The sequence below is a fragment of the Ruegeria sp. AG1 genome, from assembly GCF_056541705.1.
Genome location: NZ_JBQFYU010000011.1, coordinates 17353 through 32699 on the forward strand (window position 1 = coordinate 17353; position 15347 = coordinate 32699).

14 protein-coding genes are annotated in these 15347 nt (G+C 60.1%); 11 read left to right on the forward strand and 3 right to left on the reverse strand.

Annotated features, from left to right (window positions below; genetic code table 11):
• The first annotated feature begins 3 nt into the window (after window positions 1-3).
• Window positions 4-474, forward strand: coding sequence for a 23S rRNA (pseudouridine(1915)-N(3))-methyltransferase RlmH (gene rlmH, locus ACR0B5_RS16505; RefSeq protein WP_170667200.1), 471 nt, complete (start codon window positions 4-6; stop codon window positions 472-474).
• Between the two features lie 12 nt (window positions 475-486).
• Window positions 487-972, forward strand: coding sequence for a flavodoxin family protein (locus ACR0B5_RS16510; RefSeq protein ID WP_480541896.1), 486 nt, complete (start codon window positions 487-489; stop codon window positions 970-972).
• A 107-nt stretch (window positions 973-1079) separates the two neighbouring features.
• Here ACR0B5_RS16510 and ACR0B5_RS16515 read toward each other — a convergent pair whose 3' ends face one another.
• Together ACR0B5_RS16515 and ACR0B5_RS16520 are read right to left on the reverse strand one after the other, a co-directional pair.
• Entirely contained in the window at window positions 1080-1427 is a 348-nt protein-coding gene (locus ACR0B5_RS16515) for a hypothetical protein (RefSeq protein ID WP_480541898.1), read from the reverse strand.
• A gap of 35 nt (window positions 1428-1462) precedes the next feature.
• Window positions 1463-2173: a DUF599 domain-containing protein gene (locus tag ACR0B5_RS16520; RefSeq protein WP_170640695.1), complete on the reverse strand. Its 711-nt coding sequence runs from the start codon at window positions 2171-2173 to the stop codon at window positions 1463-1465.
• 81 nt (window positions 2174-2254) lie between these two features.
• Here ACR0B5_RS16520 and ACR0B5_RS16525 point away from each other — a divergent pair, with 81 nt between their 5' ends.
• The 8 genes from ACR0B5_RS16525 (at window position 2255) to ACR0B5_RS16560 (ending at window position 11971) form a co-directional block, all read left to right on the forward strand.
• Complete coding sequence (locus ACR0B5_RS16525) at window positions 2255-3694, forward strand: FAD-linked oxidase C-terminal domain-containing protein (RefSeq protein ID WP_480541900.1); 1440 nt, start codon at window positions 2255-2257, stop codon at window positions 3692-3694.
• 63 nt (window positions 3695-3757) lie between these two features.
• Window positions 3758-4858 (forward strand): FAD-binding protein, encoded by a 1101-nt coding sequence (locus ACR0B5_RS16530; RefSeq protein WP_480541902.1) that lies wholly within the window; start codon window positions 3758-3760, stop codon window positions 4856-4858.
• 4 nt (window positions 4859-4862) lie between these two features.
• The gene (glcF, locus tag ACR0B5_RS16535) at window positions 4863-6182 is read left to right on the forward strand and encodes a glycolate oxidase subunit GlcF (protein ID WP_480541904.1); all 1320 of its coding nucleotides are present in this window, start codon (window positions 4863-4865) and stop codon (window positions 6180-6182) included.
• 119 nt (window positions 6183-6301) lie between these two features.
• Window positions 6302-7093, forward strand: a complete 792-nt coding sequence (locus ACR0B5_RS16540; RefSeq protein WP_480541906.1) for a trypsin-like serine peptidase — start codon at window positions 6302-6304, stop codon at window positions 7091-7093.
• Window positions 7090-7905: a trypsin-like serine peptidase gene (locus ACR0B5_RS16545; protein WP_480541908.1), complete on the forward strand. Its 816-nt coding sequence runs from the start codon at window positions 7090-7092 to the stop codon at window positions 7903-7905. The genes ACR0B5_RS16540 and ACR0B5_RS16545 overlap by 4 nt, the downstream gene beginning before the upstream one ends.
• A 126-nt stretch (window positions 7906-8031) precedes the next feature.
• Complete coding sequence (locus ACR0B5_RS16550; protein ID WP_480541910.1) at window positions 8032-8499, forward strand: Hsp20 family protein; 468 nt, start codon at window positions 8032-8034, stop codon at window positions 8497-8499.
• Window positions 8500-8687: 188 nt separating this feature from the next.
• Window positions 8688-9728 carry a glycosyltransferase family 2 protein gene (locus ACR0B5_RS16555; protein WP_480541912.1) on the forward strand — a complete coding sequence of 347 codons (1041 nt, stop codon included), beginning with the start codon at window positions 8688-8690 and terminating at the stop codon, window positions 9726-9728.
• Window positions 9728-11971 carry a glycosyltransferase family 2 protein gene (locus ACR0B5_RS16560; RefSeq protein WP_480541914.1) on the forward strand — a complete coding sequence of 748 codons (2244 nt, stop codon included), beginning with the start codon at window positions 9728-9730 and terminating at the stop codon, window positions 11969-11971. Before ACR0B5_RS16555 ends, ACR0B5_RS16560 begins: the two co-directional genes overlap by 1 nt.
• 3 nt (window positions 11972-11974) lie before the next feature.
• On the opposite strand, the gene ACR0B5_RS16565 is transcribed toward ACR0B5_RS16560, so the two are convergent.
• On the reverse strand, window positions 11975-12943 hold the full coding sequence (locus ACR0B5_RS16565) for a glycosyltransferase family 2 protein (RefSeq protein ID WP_480541916.1): 969 nt from the start codon (window positions 12941-12943) through the stop codon (window positions 11975-11977).
• Between the two features lie 193 nt (window positions 12944-13136).
• Here ACR0B5_RS16565 and ACR0B5_RS16570 point away from each other — a divergent pair, with 193 nt between their 5' ends.
• Complete coding sequence (locus tag ACR0B5_RS16570; protein ID WP_480541918.1) at window positions 13137-15347, forward strand: glycosyltransferase family 32 protein; 2211 nt, start codon at window positions 13137-13139, stop codon at window positions 15345-15347.

Below are 15347 nucleotides of genomic sequence, written 5' to 3' on the forward strand. Positions count from 1 at the left end.
GATATGCGTATCAGCATAGTTGCGGTCGGGCGATTGCGCGCCGGACCCGAGAAAACCCTGCTTGACGATTACCTGACCCGTTTCGACCGTACCGGCCGTGGCCTGGGCCTTGGTCCTGCGCGGGTGATCGAGGTTGAAGACAAGAAAAACGCAGGGATGGGCGCCGAGGCTGGGTTGCTGCGCAAGGCGCTGCCCAAAGGAGCGGTGATCTGTACGCTGGATGAGCGTGGACGGCTGATGTCCTCACCGGATTTTGCCCAAAAGCTGGGGATTTGGCGCGACGCCGGGCGGCAGGATCTGGCGCTGATCATCGGCGGAGCAGACGGAATTGACCCCTCATTGCGCGCCGAGGCAGATTTTTCCATCTCATTTGGGTCCATGGTCTGGCCCCATATGCTGGTCCGTGTGATGCTGGCCGAGCAACTATATCGGGCCGCGACCATCCTGTCGGGCGGCCCCTATCACCGGGTTTGAAACGGGTCTGACATGGCGCAGCTTCTGATTGTCTATCATTCGCGCACCGGCGGTGCTCGGCAAATGGCCGAAGCAGCGGCCGAGGTCGGTAGGGATGAGGCAGATATCGTCCTGAAAACCGCAGATCAGGCCGGGCCCGACGATCTGCTGGCCGCTGACGGCTACATTTTCTGCGCCCCCGAAAACCTCGCCGCGATTTCGGGCCTGATGAAAGAGTTCTTTGACCGCAGCTATTATCCCGTTTTGGGCCGGATCGAGGGCCGCCCCTACGCTCAGATGGTGTGTGCCGGGTCTGACGGAGAGAACGCCGCCCGCCAAACCGCCCGCATTGCCACCGGCTGGCGGTTGAAAGAGGTGCAGTCGCCTTTGATCATTTGCACTCATGCTCAATCGCCTGAGGCGATACTGGCCGAGAAGACGATCCCCGAAGACAAGCTGGATCAGTGCCGCGAGATCGGCGCGGCCATGGCAGCTGGGCTGAGCCTCGGGGTGTTCTAAAGCGTTTCGGGTTTTACCTGAATCATCAAGTGACATGAATGTCCCGAGAACGCTGAAAGCGTGGCAGGGTATTTGTGTCTAAAGTTTAACCCGAAACGCTATGATCCCTAGTTCAGGTCGATGATCGTGGTGTCTTCGCTCCAACCACCGACATTGTCGCGGGCTTGAATCTGCACCTGCGTGGTACCTTCGGGAATCGAGACGCCGCTCAGCGAGCGGGTGAAGGGTTGTTCGTCCACATGCGGATGATGCAACACGCGCATGCCAAGCTCGGCCCCCTCCATGTCCAGCACGCGCCAACCATCGGCGTAGTCATCCCACCCGGTATCCGGATGTCGGATCGTCACATCAAAACGCCACGCATCCCCGCTGCGGCTGGCCGAGACGCTCTCGATGGTCGGCGGATCGGCAAGAACGGGTGTGGCAAGGAAAGCGGTCAGAATCAGATAGCGCATGGGCAGATCCTAAGGAATTGGTTGCGAAATAGGGATCACGTCTTGGTGTCAGGTGGCAAGGTCAGAAGCACCGTTCGGGAATGTGATGCGAACTCACGCCGGTAGAGGACGCCAAAGGTGATCACGGTGCCGATGATCAACGCGATGGGGCCAAGGAACCACGCGAGCGAGGCAAGCGCGAAGTAGGTGGCTCTGAGTGCACGGTTAAAGCTACGGGCGGCGGTCACACAGATCTCGGCGGCTTGCGCGGCGCGCGGGTAGGCTTCCGGGTCTTCGGGATCATTCGGTACGGCGGCCATCAGAACGGCGCAGTAGCCAAACAAGCGATGCGCCCAAACATATTTAAGGAATGCGTTTGCCAGAAACAGGATGACGACGAGGATCTTGATCTCCCACACCAACGCAGGGGCGCTGCCGATGGCCAGATCGCTGGCAACGCCTGCCAGTTGCTCGGTATTACCCAACAAGGCCAGCCCACCGCCAATTGCGATCATCGTGGTTGAGGCGAAGAAGGTGCTGCCCTGCCGCATGGCCGCAACAACCTGCGCGTCGAACATGCGGGGCTGGCGGGTGACCATCTCGTGCATCCAACCGCGGCGGAAGTCGTCCATCATCATCGCAACAGACAGTTTGCCCGGCGAGGGGTGTTCGATCTTCCAGCCGATCCCTTGCCATGCCGCCAGCAAAAGCAGAACGGCCGCATAGTCCAGCGTCGAAAACATGAGCGCGCGATCAATCCAGGTCATGGCGCGACAGTAGGGTCAGATCATAAAACTTGCCAGACGAAGAAATTGGTAATATTATTTTACCAAATTGGAGGATCAGCCATGGAAATGCCCCAGCCAAATCCTGATGTGCTTGCGCGAAAGCAGGCCGTTCTGGCGCGATTGCTGCAGGTTTTGCCTGAGGACGCGGTGATTCACGACCCGTCGGAAACGCGGGCCTATGAGTGTGACGCGCTGACCGCGTATCGTTGCCCGCCCATGCTGGCAGTGCTGCCTTCGACCACGCAGGAGGTCTCGGACGTGCTGCGCATTTGCCATGACGAGGGCGTGCCGGTGGTCCCGCGCGGCTCGGGGACTTCGCTTGCAGGCGGGGCGCTGCCGACGGCGGATTGTGTGATCCTTGGTGTGGCACGCATGAATGACGTTTTGGAGACCGACTATGACAACCGCTTCATCCGCGTTCAGACCGGGCGCACCAATCTCAGCGTGACTGGCGCGGTTGAAGAGGAGGATTTCTTCTACGCCCCCGACCCATCGTCCCAGTTGGCCTGCGCAATTGCGGGGAATATCGCGATGAACTCAGGCGGGGCGCATTGTCTGAAATATGGGGTGACCACCAACAACCTGTTGGGCGTGACCATGGTGATGATGGATGGCAGTGTGGTCGAGATCGGCGGCGCACATCTGGACTCCGGCGGGTTGGACCTGTTGGGGGTTGTCTGCGGCTCGGAAGGGCAGCTTGGCGTCGTGACCGAGGCGACGCTGCGCATCCTGCGCAAACCAGAAGGCGCGCGGCCTGTTCTGATGGGGTTCGATGACAATGAGGTCGCCGGTCAGTGCGTATCGGACATCATCAAGTCGGGTATCTTGCCGGTCGCGATTGAGTTCATGGATACGCTCTGCATCAAGGCGTGTGAGAACTTCGCCCATGCTGGCTATCCTGACTGCCACGCGCTGCTGATTGTCGAGGTCGAAGGCTCGGATGCCGAGATCGACTACCAGCTGTCGAAGATCGTCGAGATCGCCAAACGCCACAACCCGGTGGAACTGCGCGAAAGTCAGTCGGCGGAAGAAAGCGCCAAGATTTGGCTGGGTCGGAAATCGGCCTTTGGCGCGATGGGACAGATGAACGACTATATGTGTCTGGACGGCACGATCCCCGTCTCGGCGCTGCCACAGGTTCTGCGTCGCATCGGGGAGTTGAGCGAGGATTACGGCCTGCCCGTCGGCAATGTTTTCCACGCAGGCGACGGCAATATGCACCCGTTGATCCTGTTCGATGCCAATAAGCCCGGTGATCTGGAGAAATGTGAGGCATTTGGTGCCGATATCCTGAAGCTCTGCGTGGATGTGGGCGGCTGCCTGACCGGAGAGCACGGGGTGGGCATCGAGAAACGGGATCTGATGTCGCATCAATATAGCGCGGCCGATCTTGAGGCGCAGATGGCGGTGAAGGATGTGTTCGACCCGCAGTGGCTGTTGAACCCGGCCAAGGTGTTCCCGTTGGACGTGTCACAGGCGCGACGGATGGCTGCGGAATAGGGGGCTCTGCCCCCGTCGCGCAGGCGCGACTCCCCCGAGGTATTTTGGAACAGAAGAAGTGTCATGAGACCTGAGACAGAGATGGAACTGGCCGAGATCGTGGCCGGGTTGCACGGGCCGGTGCGTATTGCAGGTGGCGGGACGCGCGGGGTGGATGGCCCGGGGGCGGTTTTGAATGTGGATGGGTTGCGTGGGATATCGCTCTATGAACCCGGCGCGCTGACTTTGGTTGCGCAGGCGGGAACCCCGATCGCTGAGATTGTCGCTGCGCTGGAGGTCGAAGGCCAGCAATTGGCGTTTGAGCCTGCGGACTACCGCGCGCTGCTGGGCACCTCGGGTGAGCCGACGATTGGCGGGGTTGTTGCCGCCAATATCTCAGGGCCACGGCGGGTGCAGGCCGGCGCGTGTCGGGATTTTCTGCTGGGCGTGCGCTATGTCGACGGGCTAGGGCAGGTCGTCAAGAATGGCGGGCGGGTGATGAAGAATGTCACCGGCTATGACCTGGTCAAGCTGATGGCGGGCTCCTGGGGGACGCTGGGGGTGCTGACCGAAGTGTCGTTGAAAGTGTTGCCGAAACCCGAGGCGGTCGTGACCCTGGGCGTGCCAGTTGCCCATGCCTCGGGCGCGGTTGAGGTTCTGTCTGCCGCATTGAGGTCGCCTTATGAAGTGAGCGGGGCTGCGTTTGCCCCTGAAACGGGTCAGGCCTTGCTGCGGATTGAGGGGTTTGCGGATTCGGTTGCGTATCGTGTCGAACGATTGCAGGACGTGCTGTCGGGGTTTGGAGAGGTCGCCGTTGTTGAGGATTCAGATGCCACTTGGTGCGCGATCCGGGACGTGACCCCGTTCGCGGGGAAAGAGGGCGATGTCTGGCGGATCTCGGTCAAACCCAGCGATGCGCCGGAAATCACTGCGCGGCTTGAGGCGAACAAACTCCTGCTCGATTGGGGCGGCGGTTTGATCTGGGCGTTGGTGGATGAGGGCACCGATGTCCGTGCGCGGCTTGGCGGTTTTCAGGGCCATGCCTCGATCGTGCGGGCGAAATCCGAGACCGTTGAGGCGCTAGGCCGGTTCCAATCTGAGCCCACACCGGTTGCAGCCCTGAGCCAAGGTTTGCGGCAGCGGTTCGATCCACAGGCTCTGTTTAATCCGGGATTGATGGGGTAGGCCGATGCAGACGACTTTCACCGAAGAACAGTTGCATGACCCAGGCATCCAGCGCGCAAACGAGATCCTGCGCAGTTGCGTCCATTGCGGGTTTTGCACCGCCACATGCCCCACTTATCAGGTGCTGGGCGATGAGTTGGACAGCCCTCGCGGCCGTATCTACCTGATCAAGGATATGCTTGAGAATGAGCGTGTACCGGACGAGAAGACGGTCAAACATATCGACCGGTGCCTGTCCTGTTTGGCTTGCATGACGACCTGCCCGTCAGGCGTGCATTACATGCATCTGGTCGATCACGCGCGCGAGTATATTGAGAACAACTACAAGCGCCCATTGTCCGATCGTGTGCTGCGCTGGGTTCTGGCGCAGATCTTGCCCTATCCGATGCGGTTTCGCTGGGCGCTGATCGGGGCCAAGCTGGGGCGTCCGTTCCGGTTTCTGATGCCGGATGCTCGGCTGCGGGCGATGCTGGATATGGCGCCGAAACATATCCCACCGGTCAGTCGCAACGACGACCCGCAGAGCTTTGCGCCCAAAACGCCGCGTAAAAAGCGAGTGGCTTTGATGACGGGCTGTGCGCAAAAGGCGCTGAACACCGATATCAACGACGCGACGATCCGTCTGCTGACCCGGTTGGGATGCGAGGTGGTGGTGGCCGAAGGGGCCGGATGCTGTGGCGCGCTAACCCACCACATGGGCAAAAGCAAGCAGAGCCACGCGGCGGCGGCGGCCAATATCCGTGCATGGGTGCGTGAGATGGATGGTGACGGGCTGGACGCCATCGTCATCAACACTTCGGGCTGTGGAACGACGGTCAAGGACTACGGGCACATGTTTCGAAATGACCCTCTGGCGCAGGATGCGGCGCAGGTGTCGGCCCTTGCGATGGATGTCAGTGAGGTGCTGATGCAGTTGGACCTGCCCGAGCAGTCGGATCAGGGGCTGACCGTGGCCTATCACGCGGCATGTTCCCTGCAGCATGGGCAGCAGATCAAGACCTACCCGAAGGACCTGTTGAAACGCGCTGGTTTCAAAGTTGTTGAACCCGCTGACAGCCATCTGTGTTGCGGCAGTGCGGGCACGTATAACTTGATGCAGCCCGAAATCTCGGGCCAGCTGAAGCAGCGCAAGGTGCGAACGCTTGAGGCGAAGAAGCCCGACCTGATCGCTGCCGGAAATATCGGCTGCATGATGCAGATCGGATCGGGAACCGAGCTGCCGATCGTCCATACGGTCGAGCTTCTGGATTGGGCTACCGGAGGTCCCGAGCCGCGTGGTTTGCAGGCGGGTGGGGCGACCTCCGAGGTGCCTATTTTGCGCTAGGCAGCGATGATGCGCCTTGGCATCAGTTGAACAGGAAATTGCCGTCAACCCGACCTGCCCTATTTTCGCCCAACGCGACCCGTAGAACATTTGACCGGAACGGATAGCCGGGGAACCGCGTGCGCAACTGGATCAACGCCATCGTGCTGAGTGTGCTGCCAATGGCCGCCTCGGCGCAGGACACCGGGCTGAAAAGCCTTGAGACGTCGGATTCCGGACGGCAATGGATGGCCGTTGGGCGGCTGGATATTGATGGCACCGGGTTTTGTACCGGCGCGCTGATCTCGCCAACGCTGGTACTGACAGCCGCGCATTGCCTGTTCGAAAAACACACCAAGAAGCGAATCGACCCGTCGCGGATCGAGTTTCTGGCGGGTTGGCGACGCGGGAGCGCTTCGGCCTATCGTCCGGCGCGTCAGGCCGTGATTCATCCGAAATATGTATACAATGGCAGGGCCACCAGCGACCGTGTCCGCTATGATCTGGCATTGATCGAACTTTGGCAGCCGGTTCGAAACACCACCGTTATTCCTTTTGAGACCGGCGCGCGCCCAGATCAAGGCGAGCAGGTGGGTGTCGTGTCCTACGCGCATGACCGGGCCGAGGCCCCGTCGCTGCAGCAGGTTTGTTCGGTTATGGCCGGGCATCGGGGCGTTTTGGTAATGTCCTGCGATGTCGATTTCGGGGCCTCGGGTGCGCCGATTTTTTCGCTGAGCGGTAAACGTCCGCGTATCGTATCTGTGGTGTCGGCCAAGGCCGAGCTTAACGGGGAAAACGTATCGCTGGGCACCGCACTGGATGGATCGCTGCAGTTGTTGCAGGCGGAGCTGTCCAATGGAAATGGGTTTGGCCTGTCTTCTGGCAACACCGGGTCTGGCAAGAATGTCGGGGCAAGGTTTATCCGGCCATGATGCGCGCCTTTGTCTGTTTGTTCCTTTGCGTCTCTTTGGTGGCCACGGCGGCGCAGGCCCAGAGCAATAAACGCACGCTGACGGATCGCGATGACCTCTATGGGTGGGAGGCGATCGGCCGCCTGGATGTGGGCAAACGGTCTTTCTGTACGGGAACGCTGATTGCGCAGGACATGGTGCTGACAGCCGCCCATTGTGCCTTGGACAAACGCACAGGACAGGCCTATGAGCCGGGCGAGGTGACATTCCGCGCCGGGCTGAGCAATGGCGTCGCCCTAGCCGAGCGCAAGGTGGTGCAGATTGCCACGCTTCCAAGCTATGGGACCAATGACCCTCTATCGTCTCAGGGTGTCCGGGAAGACGTGGCGCTGATGCGGCTGGATGAACCGATCCCCTATTCGATTGCCGACCCTTTTGTCCTTTATAAGGGGCCCGTCATCGGCTCGGAACTCAGTGTAGCCTCTTACGGGCGAGGCCGGTCCGAGGCCATAACGCGCGAAAAATCCTGTCGAATCCTGGATCGGCGAGACGGGCTGATCACCTTTGATTGCGATGTCACCTTTGGCTCATCCGGCTCGGCTGTTCTGACCAAAAATGGGTCGCGCTGGCAGATTTTGTCGGTCGTCTCCGCCATTGGCGAGAGTGGGGGGCGCAAGATCGGCTTTGGGATGGAACTGTCTCCGGTCGTCTCCGAACTCAAGGCGATCATGCGGCGCGACGCACCCCGGCCCGAAGCTAAGATCCGCAGATTGCAGGTGGGTTCGGGCAAGTCCGCGTCAGGCGCGAAATTCATCAGCTCGGGCGGGGGTTGAACTTACCCAAATTGCTACCCATTTGATTTGTATCGGATCGCCACAACGGGGTCCGGTATCACCCGAGGCCCGTCCAGATCGGAGGGCTGAACATCGTAAATCGCTCGAGGATGAGGATAACGACACATGCGTACATTTGATTTTGCACCGCTGCACCGCGCCACCATTGGTTTCGACCAGATCGCCGACATGATGGACCGCGTTCTGACCAACGACGTGGCACAGCCCAGCTATCCCCCATATAACATCGAAAAAACCGACGCCGACACCTATCGGATTTCCGTCGCTGTCGCCGGTTTTTCCGAAGAAGACCTGTCCGTCGAAGTGAAGGAAAACGCACTTATCGTGGCTGGCAAGAAAGCCGCCGAGGACAAGGACCGCAGCTATCTGCACCGCGGTATCGCCACCCGTGCGTTTGAGCGCCGATTTGCTCTGGCCGACCATGTTCGCGTGACAGGTGCCAGCCATGAGAACGGCATGCTGAACATCGACCTCAAGCGCGAAATGCCCGAAGCGCTGAAACCGCGCCGGATTCAGATTTCCTCGGGTCAGGCCATCGAAAAAGATGTGGTTGATGCCAAGGCCGTGAACTAACGCGCCTTAAGTTCCTGCGGCGGTCTCCTCCTCCCTGACTGCCGCAACACCCGCCCCGCGTTCCTCCAGACGCGGGGCGTTGTTTTTTGCGCTGCTCAAGGGAACCATTCCCTGATCAACCGCGTGGCTTTCCTGTTCCGATCTGCCTATAAGTGGATGAAAAGACCAAGAGCAGTCAGAGGTCATGCATGACCCTATTGGGCATCACATGTCAGAAGGATGACGGGCCGTTTCTGGTGGAATGGCTGGCTCATCACCTTGCGGCGGGCGTCGACCGGTTTCTGGTGCTGAGCCACGATTGCTCGGATGGGTCGGATACGTTGTTGCGGGCGCTGGCCCAGGATGTGCGGATTGATCATCTGCCCTTCACCCCCAAAGGCAACAAGGCGGTGCAGTGGCAGGCGTTGAAACTGGCCTCGGATCACCCAGCTTACGCTTCGGCCGATTGGGCGCTGTTTTTCGATTGTGATGAATTCTTGTGTCTGCGGGATGTCACTCTGCCGGATTTGTTGACCCGGTTTGAGGCAGCATCAGGGTCCTTCGACGCTCTTGCCCTGCCATGGCGGTTCTTTGGCGCGGGTGGTCAAGTACAGCGTGGCAGCGGTTTGACGCCCGAAAGGTTTACACAAGCCGCGCCCGAGGATTTGCATTTTCCGCTCGGCCACCTGTTCAAAACGCTCCACCGCCCGGAGGCGTTTCAAAAGCTGGGGGTGCATCGGCCCCGCAGCAAACCGTCAAAACCCGCGCGCTGGATCGGCCCGGATGCGGCGGACCTGCCTGCGGGTTTCGCGGGGAATGATGGCGCGATTTCGCTCTATGGTCTGCCAATGGGCGCGCGTCAGGTTTGGTTGAACCACTATGCCCTGCGCTCGCGTGAGGAGTTCATGGTTAAACGCGCCCGCGGTTTGCCGAACCACATGGATCGCGAGATCGGAATGACCTATTGGGCCGAGCGCAACTGGAACACGGTCGAAGAGACAAGCATTGCCGCGATGATGAACACGACCCGCGCTGTTTATGCCGATCTGATGGGTTTGCCCGGCGTAGCCGCCGCGCATGAGGCCTGCCTGAACTGGCACCGTGCCGCCTATGCGGCTTTGCAGCAAGATATCGAGGCCGTGCGGTTGGAGTTCCGCCTAGGGTTGGTCAACAGCATCCCGCCCTCCGCTCAAGAGGGGGCTGCGTTTGTTGCCCGACAGATCTCGCTTTTGTCAAAGGCGGCTGAGTGATGGGGCTGATCGAACGGCAGTTTGCAGGTCAGGATTTGGGTGTTGCGATCCTGCTCGATGCGGTCGTGCATCAGGATGGCGGCGCGCAGGTCGTCACGTTGTTCTTTGATCGTTTGATTGCGGCTGAGGAAGTCATCCCCCCTGAGGGCAGCGTAGCTGAGGAGGCAGGCGCCGTGGGCGACGCGCGCATCCTGCGATATCGCTTGCCGCAGGACGCCCACCCTCGATTTACGATCTGCGGGGAGGCCTTTGATCTGAACTGTGCGCCCTCGGAATGCGCGCTGTTTGACGGGCAGAACGCCTTCATCGCCCAACGCAACGGCGAAAGCGCTGACATCGTGTTGCAGTGGCTGGCCTATCATATCGAAACGCAGGGGCTTGAGGCCGCGGTGATCCTCGACCGAGCCCCTCCGGGTGCCGAGGACGGGTTTGCCGCCGCGCTTCGCGAGGGTCTGGAAAGCCATGCCTTGCCCTGTCAGGTGGTTCTGGTCCAAAGCCCGGTGCCGCTGGGCAAACCCGACCTGCCACCCGAGGCGCACCCGTTTTGCGTTAGCGAGTCTCCGGGCAAGGACCGGATGGAGGTCCCGCCCCCTAGCCCATGGGACAGCCCGCTTGGCGCGTTTTCGGTCTATGAGATCTTGCGCACACGGTTTCTGGCGCAGGCGCGCGCCGTGGCAAATATCGACGTGCATGATCTGATGGTCGAAACAGATACATTCGTCTTCGACGCAGCCGTTGCATCCGAGGGTGGACTGATCGCGTTGTTCGGACGGCATTGCTATCCGTGGCGCGTGCGTGCGGGACAAAAGGCGCATTTCGGTGATCATATCTGTGTGCAGTTCGATGCCACGGGCGGTCGGCAGCGCTGGTGCATCGCGCCGGCCAAGTCTGCCCCTGATGCGGTCTGGCGGTTGGTCCGGGTCGGAAATGCGCGCCCGGATTCGACCCTAACTATGGGGTTCTACCGTCACATGCTGTTGCGACACCCGACACGCTCGATCTCGAAAATCGTGCCCAAGACCTCTCTGATCGAGCATGAGCCGCTGTTGCACCAATCCGTCACGACCTGGGGGTACAAGCCAGTGCGGATGCCCGAGTTGGAGGTCACCTCAAAGGAAACAGGGCGCGGGCGGTGTGCCATCGTGACTACGATGAAGAATGAAGGCCCGTTCATTCTGGAATGGCTCGCCTATCATCGGGCCATTGGGTTCGATGACTTCCTGATCTACACCAATGACTGCACCGACGGCACCGATACGATGCTGGAGATGCTGCAAAGCAAGGGCCTGGTTCAGCATCGCAACAACCCGTTTCGTCAGATGGACATGCGCCCGCAGCACGCGGCCCTGCATTCCGCGGATGATGAGCAGATCGTCAAAGACGCGACGTGGGTCGCCTGCATTGATGTGGATGAATACGTGAACATCAAATGCGGCGACGGCACTCTGGACGCGCTGTTTGCCGCCGTGCCTGACGCCAACATGATCGCGATGACCTGGCGATTGTTCGGTAACGGAGACCTACACGGGTTCGAAGACAGGCCCATCATCGAACAGTTCCAGCGCTGCGCCCCCGAATATGCCCGCAAACCGCATCAGGCCTGGGGTTTCAAGACGCTGTTTCGCAATATCGGTCTGTTCCGAAAGCTGGGCGTACATCGCCCCAAGGGCCTCAATCCGCAATTGTGGGAGGAGATCAACTGGGTCAACGGATCCGGCGCGCCGATGCCGCGTTCGATGTTTCGCAATGGCTGGCGGTCCACAATCAACACCTATGGCTATGATCTTGTGCAGCTGAACCACTACGCCGTCCGCTCGGCCGAAAGCTTTCTGGTCAAGCGCGACAGGGGCCGGGTGAACCACGTTGAGCGGGATCAGGGCCTCGCCTACTGGTTCCGCATGAACAACAACTACGTCGAGGATCACTCTATCGCGCGTATGGTGCCAGCGATGCGGGCTGAACTGGATCGGCTGCTCAGCGATCCCGAGATCGCCGCCGCGCATGCCGATTCGGTAGATCGCCACCGCGCCAAGATCGCGGAACTGAAGGCCACACCGAACTACGCCGCTTTCTACGCCGAACTGACAGGCGCGCGCCTTGAAAAGCTTGCGCGTCTGCACCGGCATTTCGGAGCGAATATTTTCCTCAAAGGCCCCTCATCCATTCCGGATGACGTGCTGGAGCGCGACCCCGACAAGGATTGGTTCTTTACCGTCGATCATGACGGGGAAACCCAGCATTAGAGCCTAAAGCGCGGCTTTCAGCCTGTTGACCAGCTCATCCATTTCCGGATCCAGCTTCATTGAGGCTGCTTTGCGCCGGTGCCATTCGACCGCCCGCGCGTGCAGATCGCCCAAAACCGGGTCCGACTTCAGTTCCTCCGCTAGCTTGTTGCTTTGTGGGGCGTAGCGCTCGATCGAGGTGTCTTTCTCGTCGTTGAGGTTGAACCTGTCCCAGTATTCCATGCCCAGCACGTGGTGGCTGTGGTTCGCCCGCCCGCGTGCGCGTTTGATCAGGAAACTCTCCATCGAGCGCAGCGCATAGTGGTTGACCTGCGCGTGGGTGAACAGAGGCGGGTTCTCAGTGCGGACACCATCTACGACGTAGTCCGCGCCGCCGGGCAAAACACGTTTGGTGTCCGAGACATGCTCATCCAGCGACACCGGGGCATGCAGACCCATCCGCTTGAATTTATGCTGGTTGGTGTAGATGGATTTGACGAATTTGCCTGTGTTGGGCCGCTCCTTCGCGTCCCATTCAAACTCACCCATGGTGAATTGCTGGGTGACGGGCGCATCGTCGAAGCGCTCGATATGGTCCGGGCCAAAAATCCGCCACGGCACCGAGATCACATCCGCATCCGCACCGGACCCTTCGACCAGCGCGCGGGCCGAGCCGTCATCCATATGGATATTCAGATACTCATCCACATCGCAGACAAACACCCATTTGGCCTCCATCACGATGTCATAGCGGCGCGAGGCCTGCCGCAGGGCCGAGCGGTGAATGCCGCCGCCGCGAATGATCGTGTTGTGCTGGGTGACCAGCCCCATCTCTTGCAGGCGCAGAAGGATTTCGACCGTGGGGTCGGTGCAGTCATTCGTGCAGACCAGAATGTGGTCGAAGCCCAGCGTTTTGTAATGCGCCACCCAATCAATGATGTAGGGGCCTTCGTTTTTCATCGTGGAGACGACTGTATAAGTCTCGTTGCTCATGACTGTCTGCTCGCTTGCCTGCCGTGGCGCCTGGGTCTTGCCTATGCGGCGCAAAACGGGATGCACCAAGGTCACGCCCGGCCAACTATTCGCGCCTGCTGCGTAATCTGGCGGTACCCAAGCGCGGCGCAAGACCTTAGGATCAAGAAAACGACGCGTGTGCCAAAATACACGCAGGCACAAGGATACGCGGATGGCACGCACGCGCGAGATCGGCACGTTATGGATCGGTGGCCCGCTCAGTTGGCTTGAACAGCTGTGCCTGAAATCCTTTGTGGATAAGGGGCAGAAGATCACCCTGTTTTCCTACGAGGATATCCCCAACGTCCCTGATGGTGTGATCCGCCGCGACGGGCGCGAGATCATAGATACCGACGATTTCATCAAATACGAACAGAAGAACTCCTTCGCGCTGTTCGCCGATTGGTTCCGGCTGCACATGATCCAAAAATGCCCCGGCATGATCTGGATCGACACGGATGTCTTTTGCCACCGCCCCATAACCTATGACAGCGACTTTGTCTTTGGGTATGAGCTGCCGGACTCGCCTCGGATCAACAACGCGGTGCTGGGGATGCCTTCGGACAGTGAGCTGCTGCGCCAGATGCTGGACTTCACCGAGGATCGCTATTCCATCGCGCCGTTCCTGCCGAAGGCGAAACAGCGCGCCATGCAGCAGGCGGCGGAAAGCGGTAACCGGGTTCACATTTCGCAGCAGCCATGGGGTGTCTGGGGGCCGATGATGGTAACCCATTTTGTTCACGCGTTGGGTTTGGAGCACCACGCCCTGCCGGTCAGCGCCTTCTACCCGGTCACCTTCCCCGAGCGCTACAAGTTCATGCGTCGTGTGGCGTTGGCCAAGCAGCTGATTACCGAAGACACCACGGCACTTCATCTGTGGGCTTCGAACAAGCGCCAGTTGGGCAATCATCACAACGGCCTGCCGCCTAAGGGCACATATCTTGCCAAGCTCGTGGCCGAGACGGGCATCAACCCCGTCCTCGCGCCGATCAAAGGGCGTGGGCACACCGTGTTTGACGGCGCGCTGATTGATGAGGTCGACCTGACCGAGGTCCGCTCGGTTGCGGATCTGACCGGCAAGGCGCGCAGCTTTGTTCTTGCGCTGCATCACAAGTTCGATTGCGACGTCAAGCTGGTCGACGTCAACCGTCGCGGTAAGTTCAAATCCGAAGAGGAGCCGTGGATTGCCGACTATGTCGCCTTTCTCACTGATCACGAGGTCGACCGGGACCGGATCGAAATCATCACCTCTGAGGACCAGCTGAAGCCGGTGGACGTGCTGTGCAATCTCCAAGGGTTCGGCGATCACTATAGGGTGCCGTTCCTTGAGAAATTCCTGACCCGGATGCTGCATTCCGACACGCGGCTGTTCATGGATATCCGCAAAGGCTCGGGCGCGTTTCCATTCCTCAAGGCGTTCGGGACCAATGAAAAGATCGCCACCTCCAAGGTCGATGGGCACGAGGTCACCCGCGTAAAGGTTCTGCCCAAACCGCCTGAACCCACCGATGCAGAAAGCAGCTGGACGCGCATTGCGACCGAGCTGGCCGGCAAAGACGGCTGGTATCGGCCTGGCGACAATGGGCATTCGCTGCTTTTTATGCCGCGCTCGAAGGATACTCTGGTGGTGACCTTCGATAATCTGGACGTGGCGATGAACAACAGGACGGATCGCCGCCCCTGGGGATATGCGTTCATCAAAGAGCAGAACTGGTCGATGCTGTCCGCCATCGCAGGCGGCTGGACCTGGTATCGTGAACCCTGGGTCTATGACCAATTCGATGACCTGAAGCAAAGCGGTTTCTTTGCGCAGTTTCAGCGCGTTGTGTTCTACGGGGCCTCGATGGGCGGCTATGCGGCCTGCGCCTTTTCTCCGGCGGCACCGGGCTGCGATGTGGTTGCGATCTCACCGCAAAGCACGGTCGACAAGTCCGTGGTGCCGTGGGAGACGCGCTATAAAACCGTATGGGATCGGGACTTTACCGGGCCTTACGGCGATGCCGCGCAGGTCAGTCAGGCGGCGCGGCGGGTGTCAATCCTCTATGATCCCTACGAGCCGCTGGATGCGGGCCACGCGGCGCGATTCACCAACGCCAATGTCTCACATCTGCGCGCGCCGCTGCTGGGGCACCGGCTGGGGTCCTCGCTGCTGCAAATGGGCATTTTGCATCCGATCATTCTTGGGGCCCTGAATGGCAGCTTAAGCGAGGCGGACTACTACACCCTTCTGCGCGCCCGCAAGCAAAGCCCGCGCTATCAACGCGAGTTGTTCAAACGCGCCGTCAGCAAAGGCCACAAAGACCTCGCCCGCCGCCTTGGCGCGCATATCCTAAAACAAAACCCCAACCGCGCGGTGCGGCTGGGGTTGAAAGAGCTGGGATGA

Excerpts from the sequence above, each read along its gene's own strand:
- rlmH (WP_170667200.1), top strand. The coding sequence starts at position 4 with ATGCGTATCAGCATAGTTGCGGTCGGGCGATTGCGCGCCGGACCCGAG.
- ACR0B5_RS16510 (WP_480541896.1), top strand. The coding sequence starts at position 487 with ATGGCGCAGCTTCTGATTGTCTATCATTCGCGCACCGGCGGTGCTCGG.
- ACR0B5_RS16515 (WP_480541898.1), bottom strand. The coding sequence starts at position 1,427 with ATGCGCTATCTGATTCTGACCGCTTTCCTTGCCACACCCGTTCTTGCC.
- ACR0B5_RS16520 (WP_170640695.1), bottom strand. The coding sequence starts at position 2,173 with ATGACCTGGATTGATCGCGCGCTCATGTTTTCGACGCTGGACTATGCG.
- ACR0B5_RS16525 (WP_480541900.1), top strand. The coding sequence starts at position 2,255 with ATGGAAATGCCCCAGCCAAATCCTGATGTGCTTGCGCGAAAGCAGGCC.
- ACR0B5_RS16530 (WP_480541902.1), top strand. The coding sequence starts at position 3,758 with ATGAGACCTGAGACAGAGATGGAACTGGCCGAGATCGTGGCCGGGTTG.
- glcF (WP_480541904.1), top strand. The coding sequence starts at position 4,863 with ATGCAGACGACTTTCACCGAAGAACAGTTGCATGACCCAGGCATCCAG.
- ACR0B5_RS16545 (WP_480541908.1), top strand. The coding sequence starts at position 7,090 with ATGATGCGCGCCTTTGTCTGTTTGTTCCTTTGCGTCTCTTTGGTGGCC.
- ACR0B5_RS16550 (WP_480541910.1), top strand. The coding sequence starts at position 8,032 with ATGCGTACATTTGATTTTGCACCGCTGCACCGCGCCACCATTGGTTTC.
- ACR0B5_RS16555 (WP_480541912.1), top strand. The coding sequence starts at position 8,688 with ATGACCCTATTGGGCATCACATGTCAGAAGGATGACGGGCCGTTTCTG.
- ACR0B5_RS16560 (WP_480541914.1), top strand. The coding sequence starts at position 9,728 with ATGGGGCTGATCGAACGGCAGTTTGCAGGTCAGGATTTGGGTGTTGCG.
- ACR0B5_RS16565 (WP_480541916.1), bottom strand. The coding sequence starts at position 12,943 with ATGAGCAACGAGACTTATACAGTCGTCTCCACGATGAAAAACGAAGGC.
- ACR0B5_RS16570 (WP_480541918.1), top strand. The coding sequence starts at position 13,137 with ATGGCACGCACGCGCGAGATCGGCACGTTATGGATCGGTGGCCCGCTC.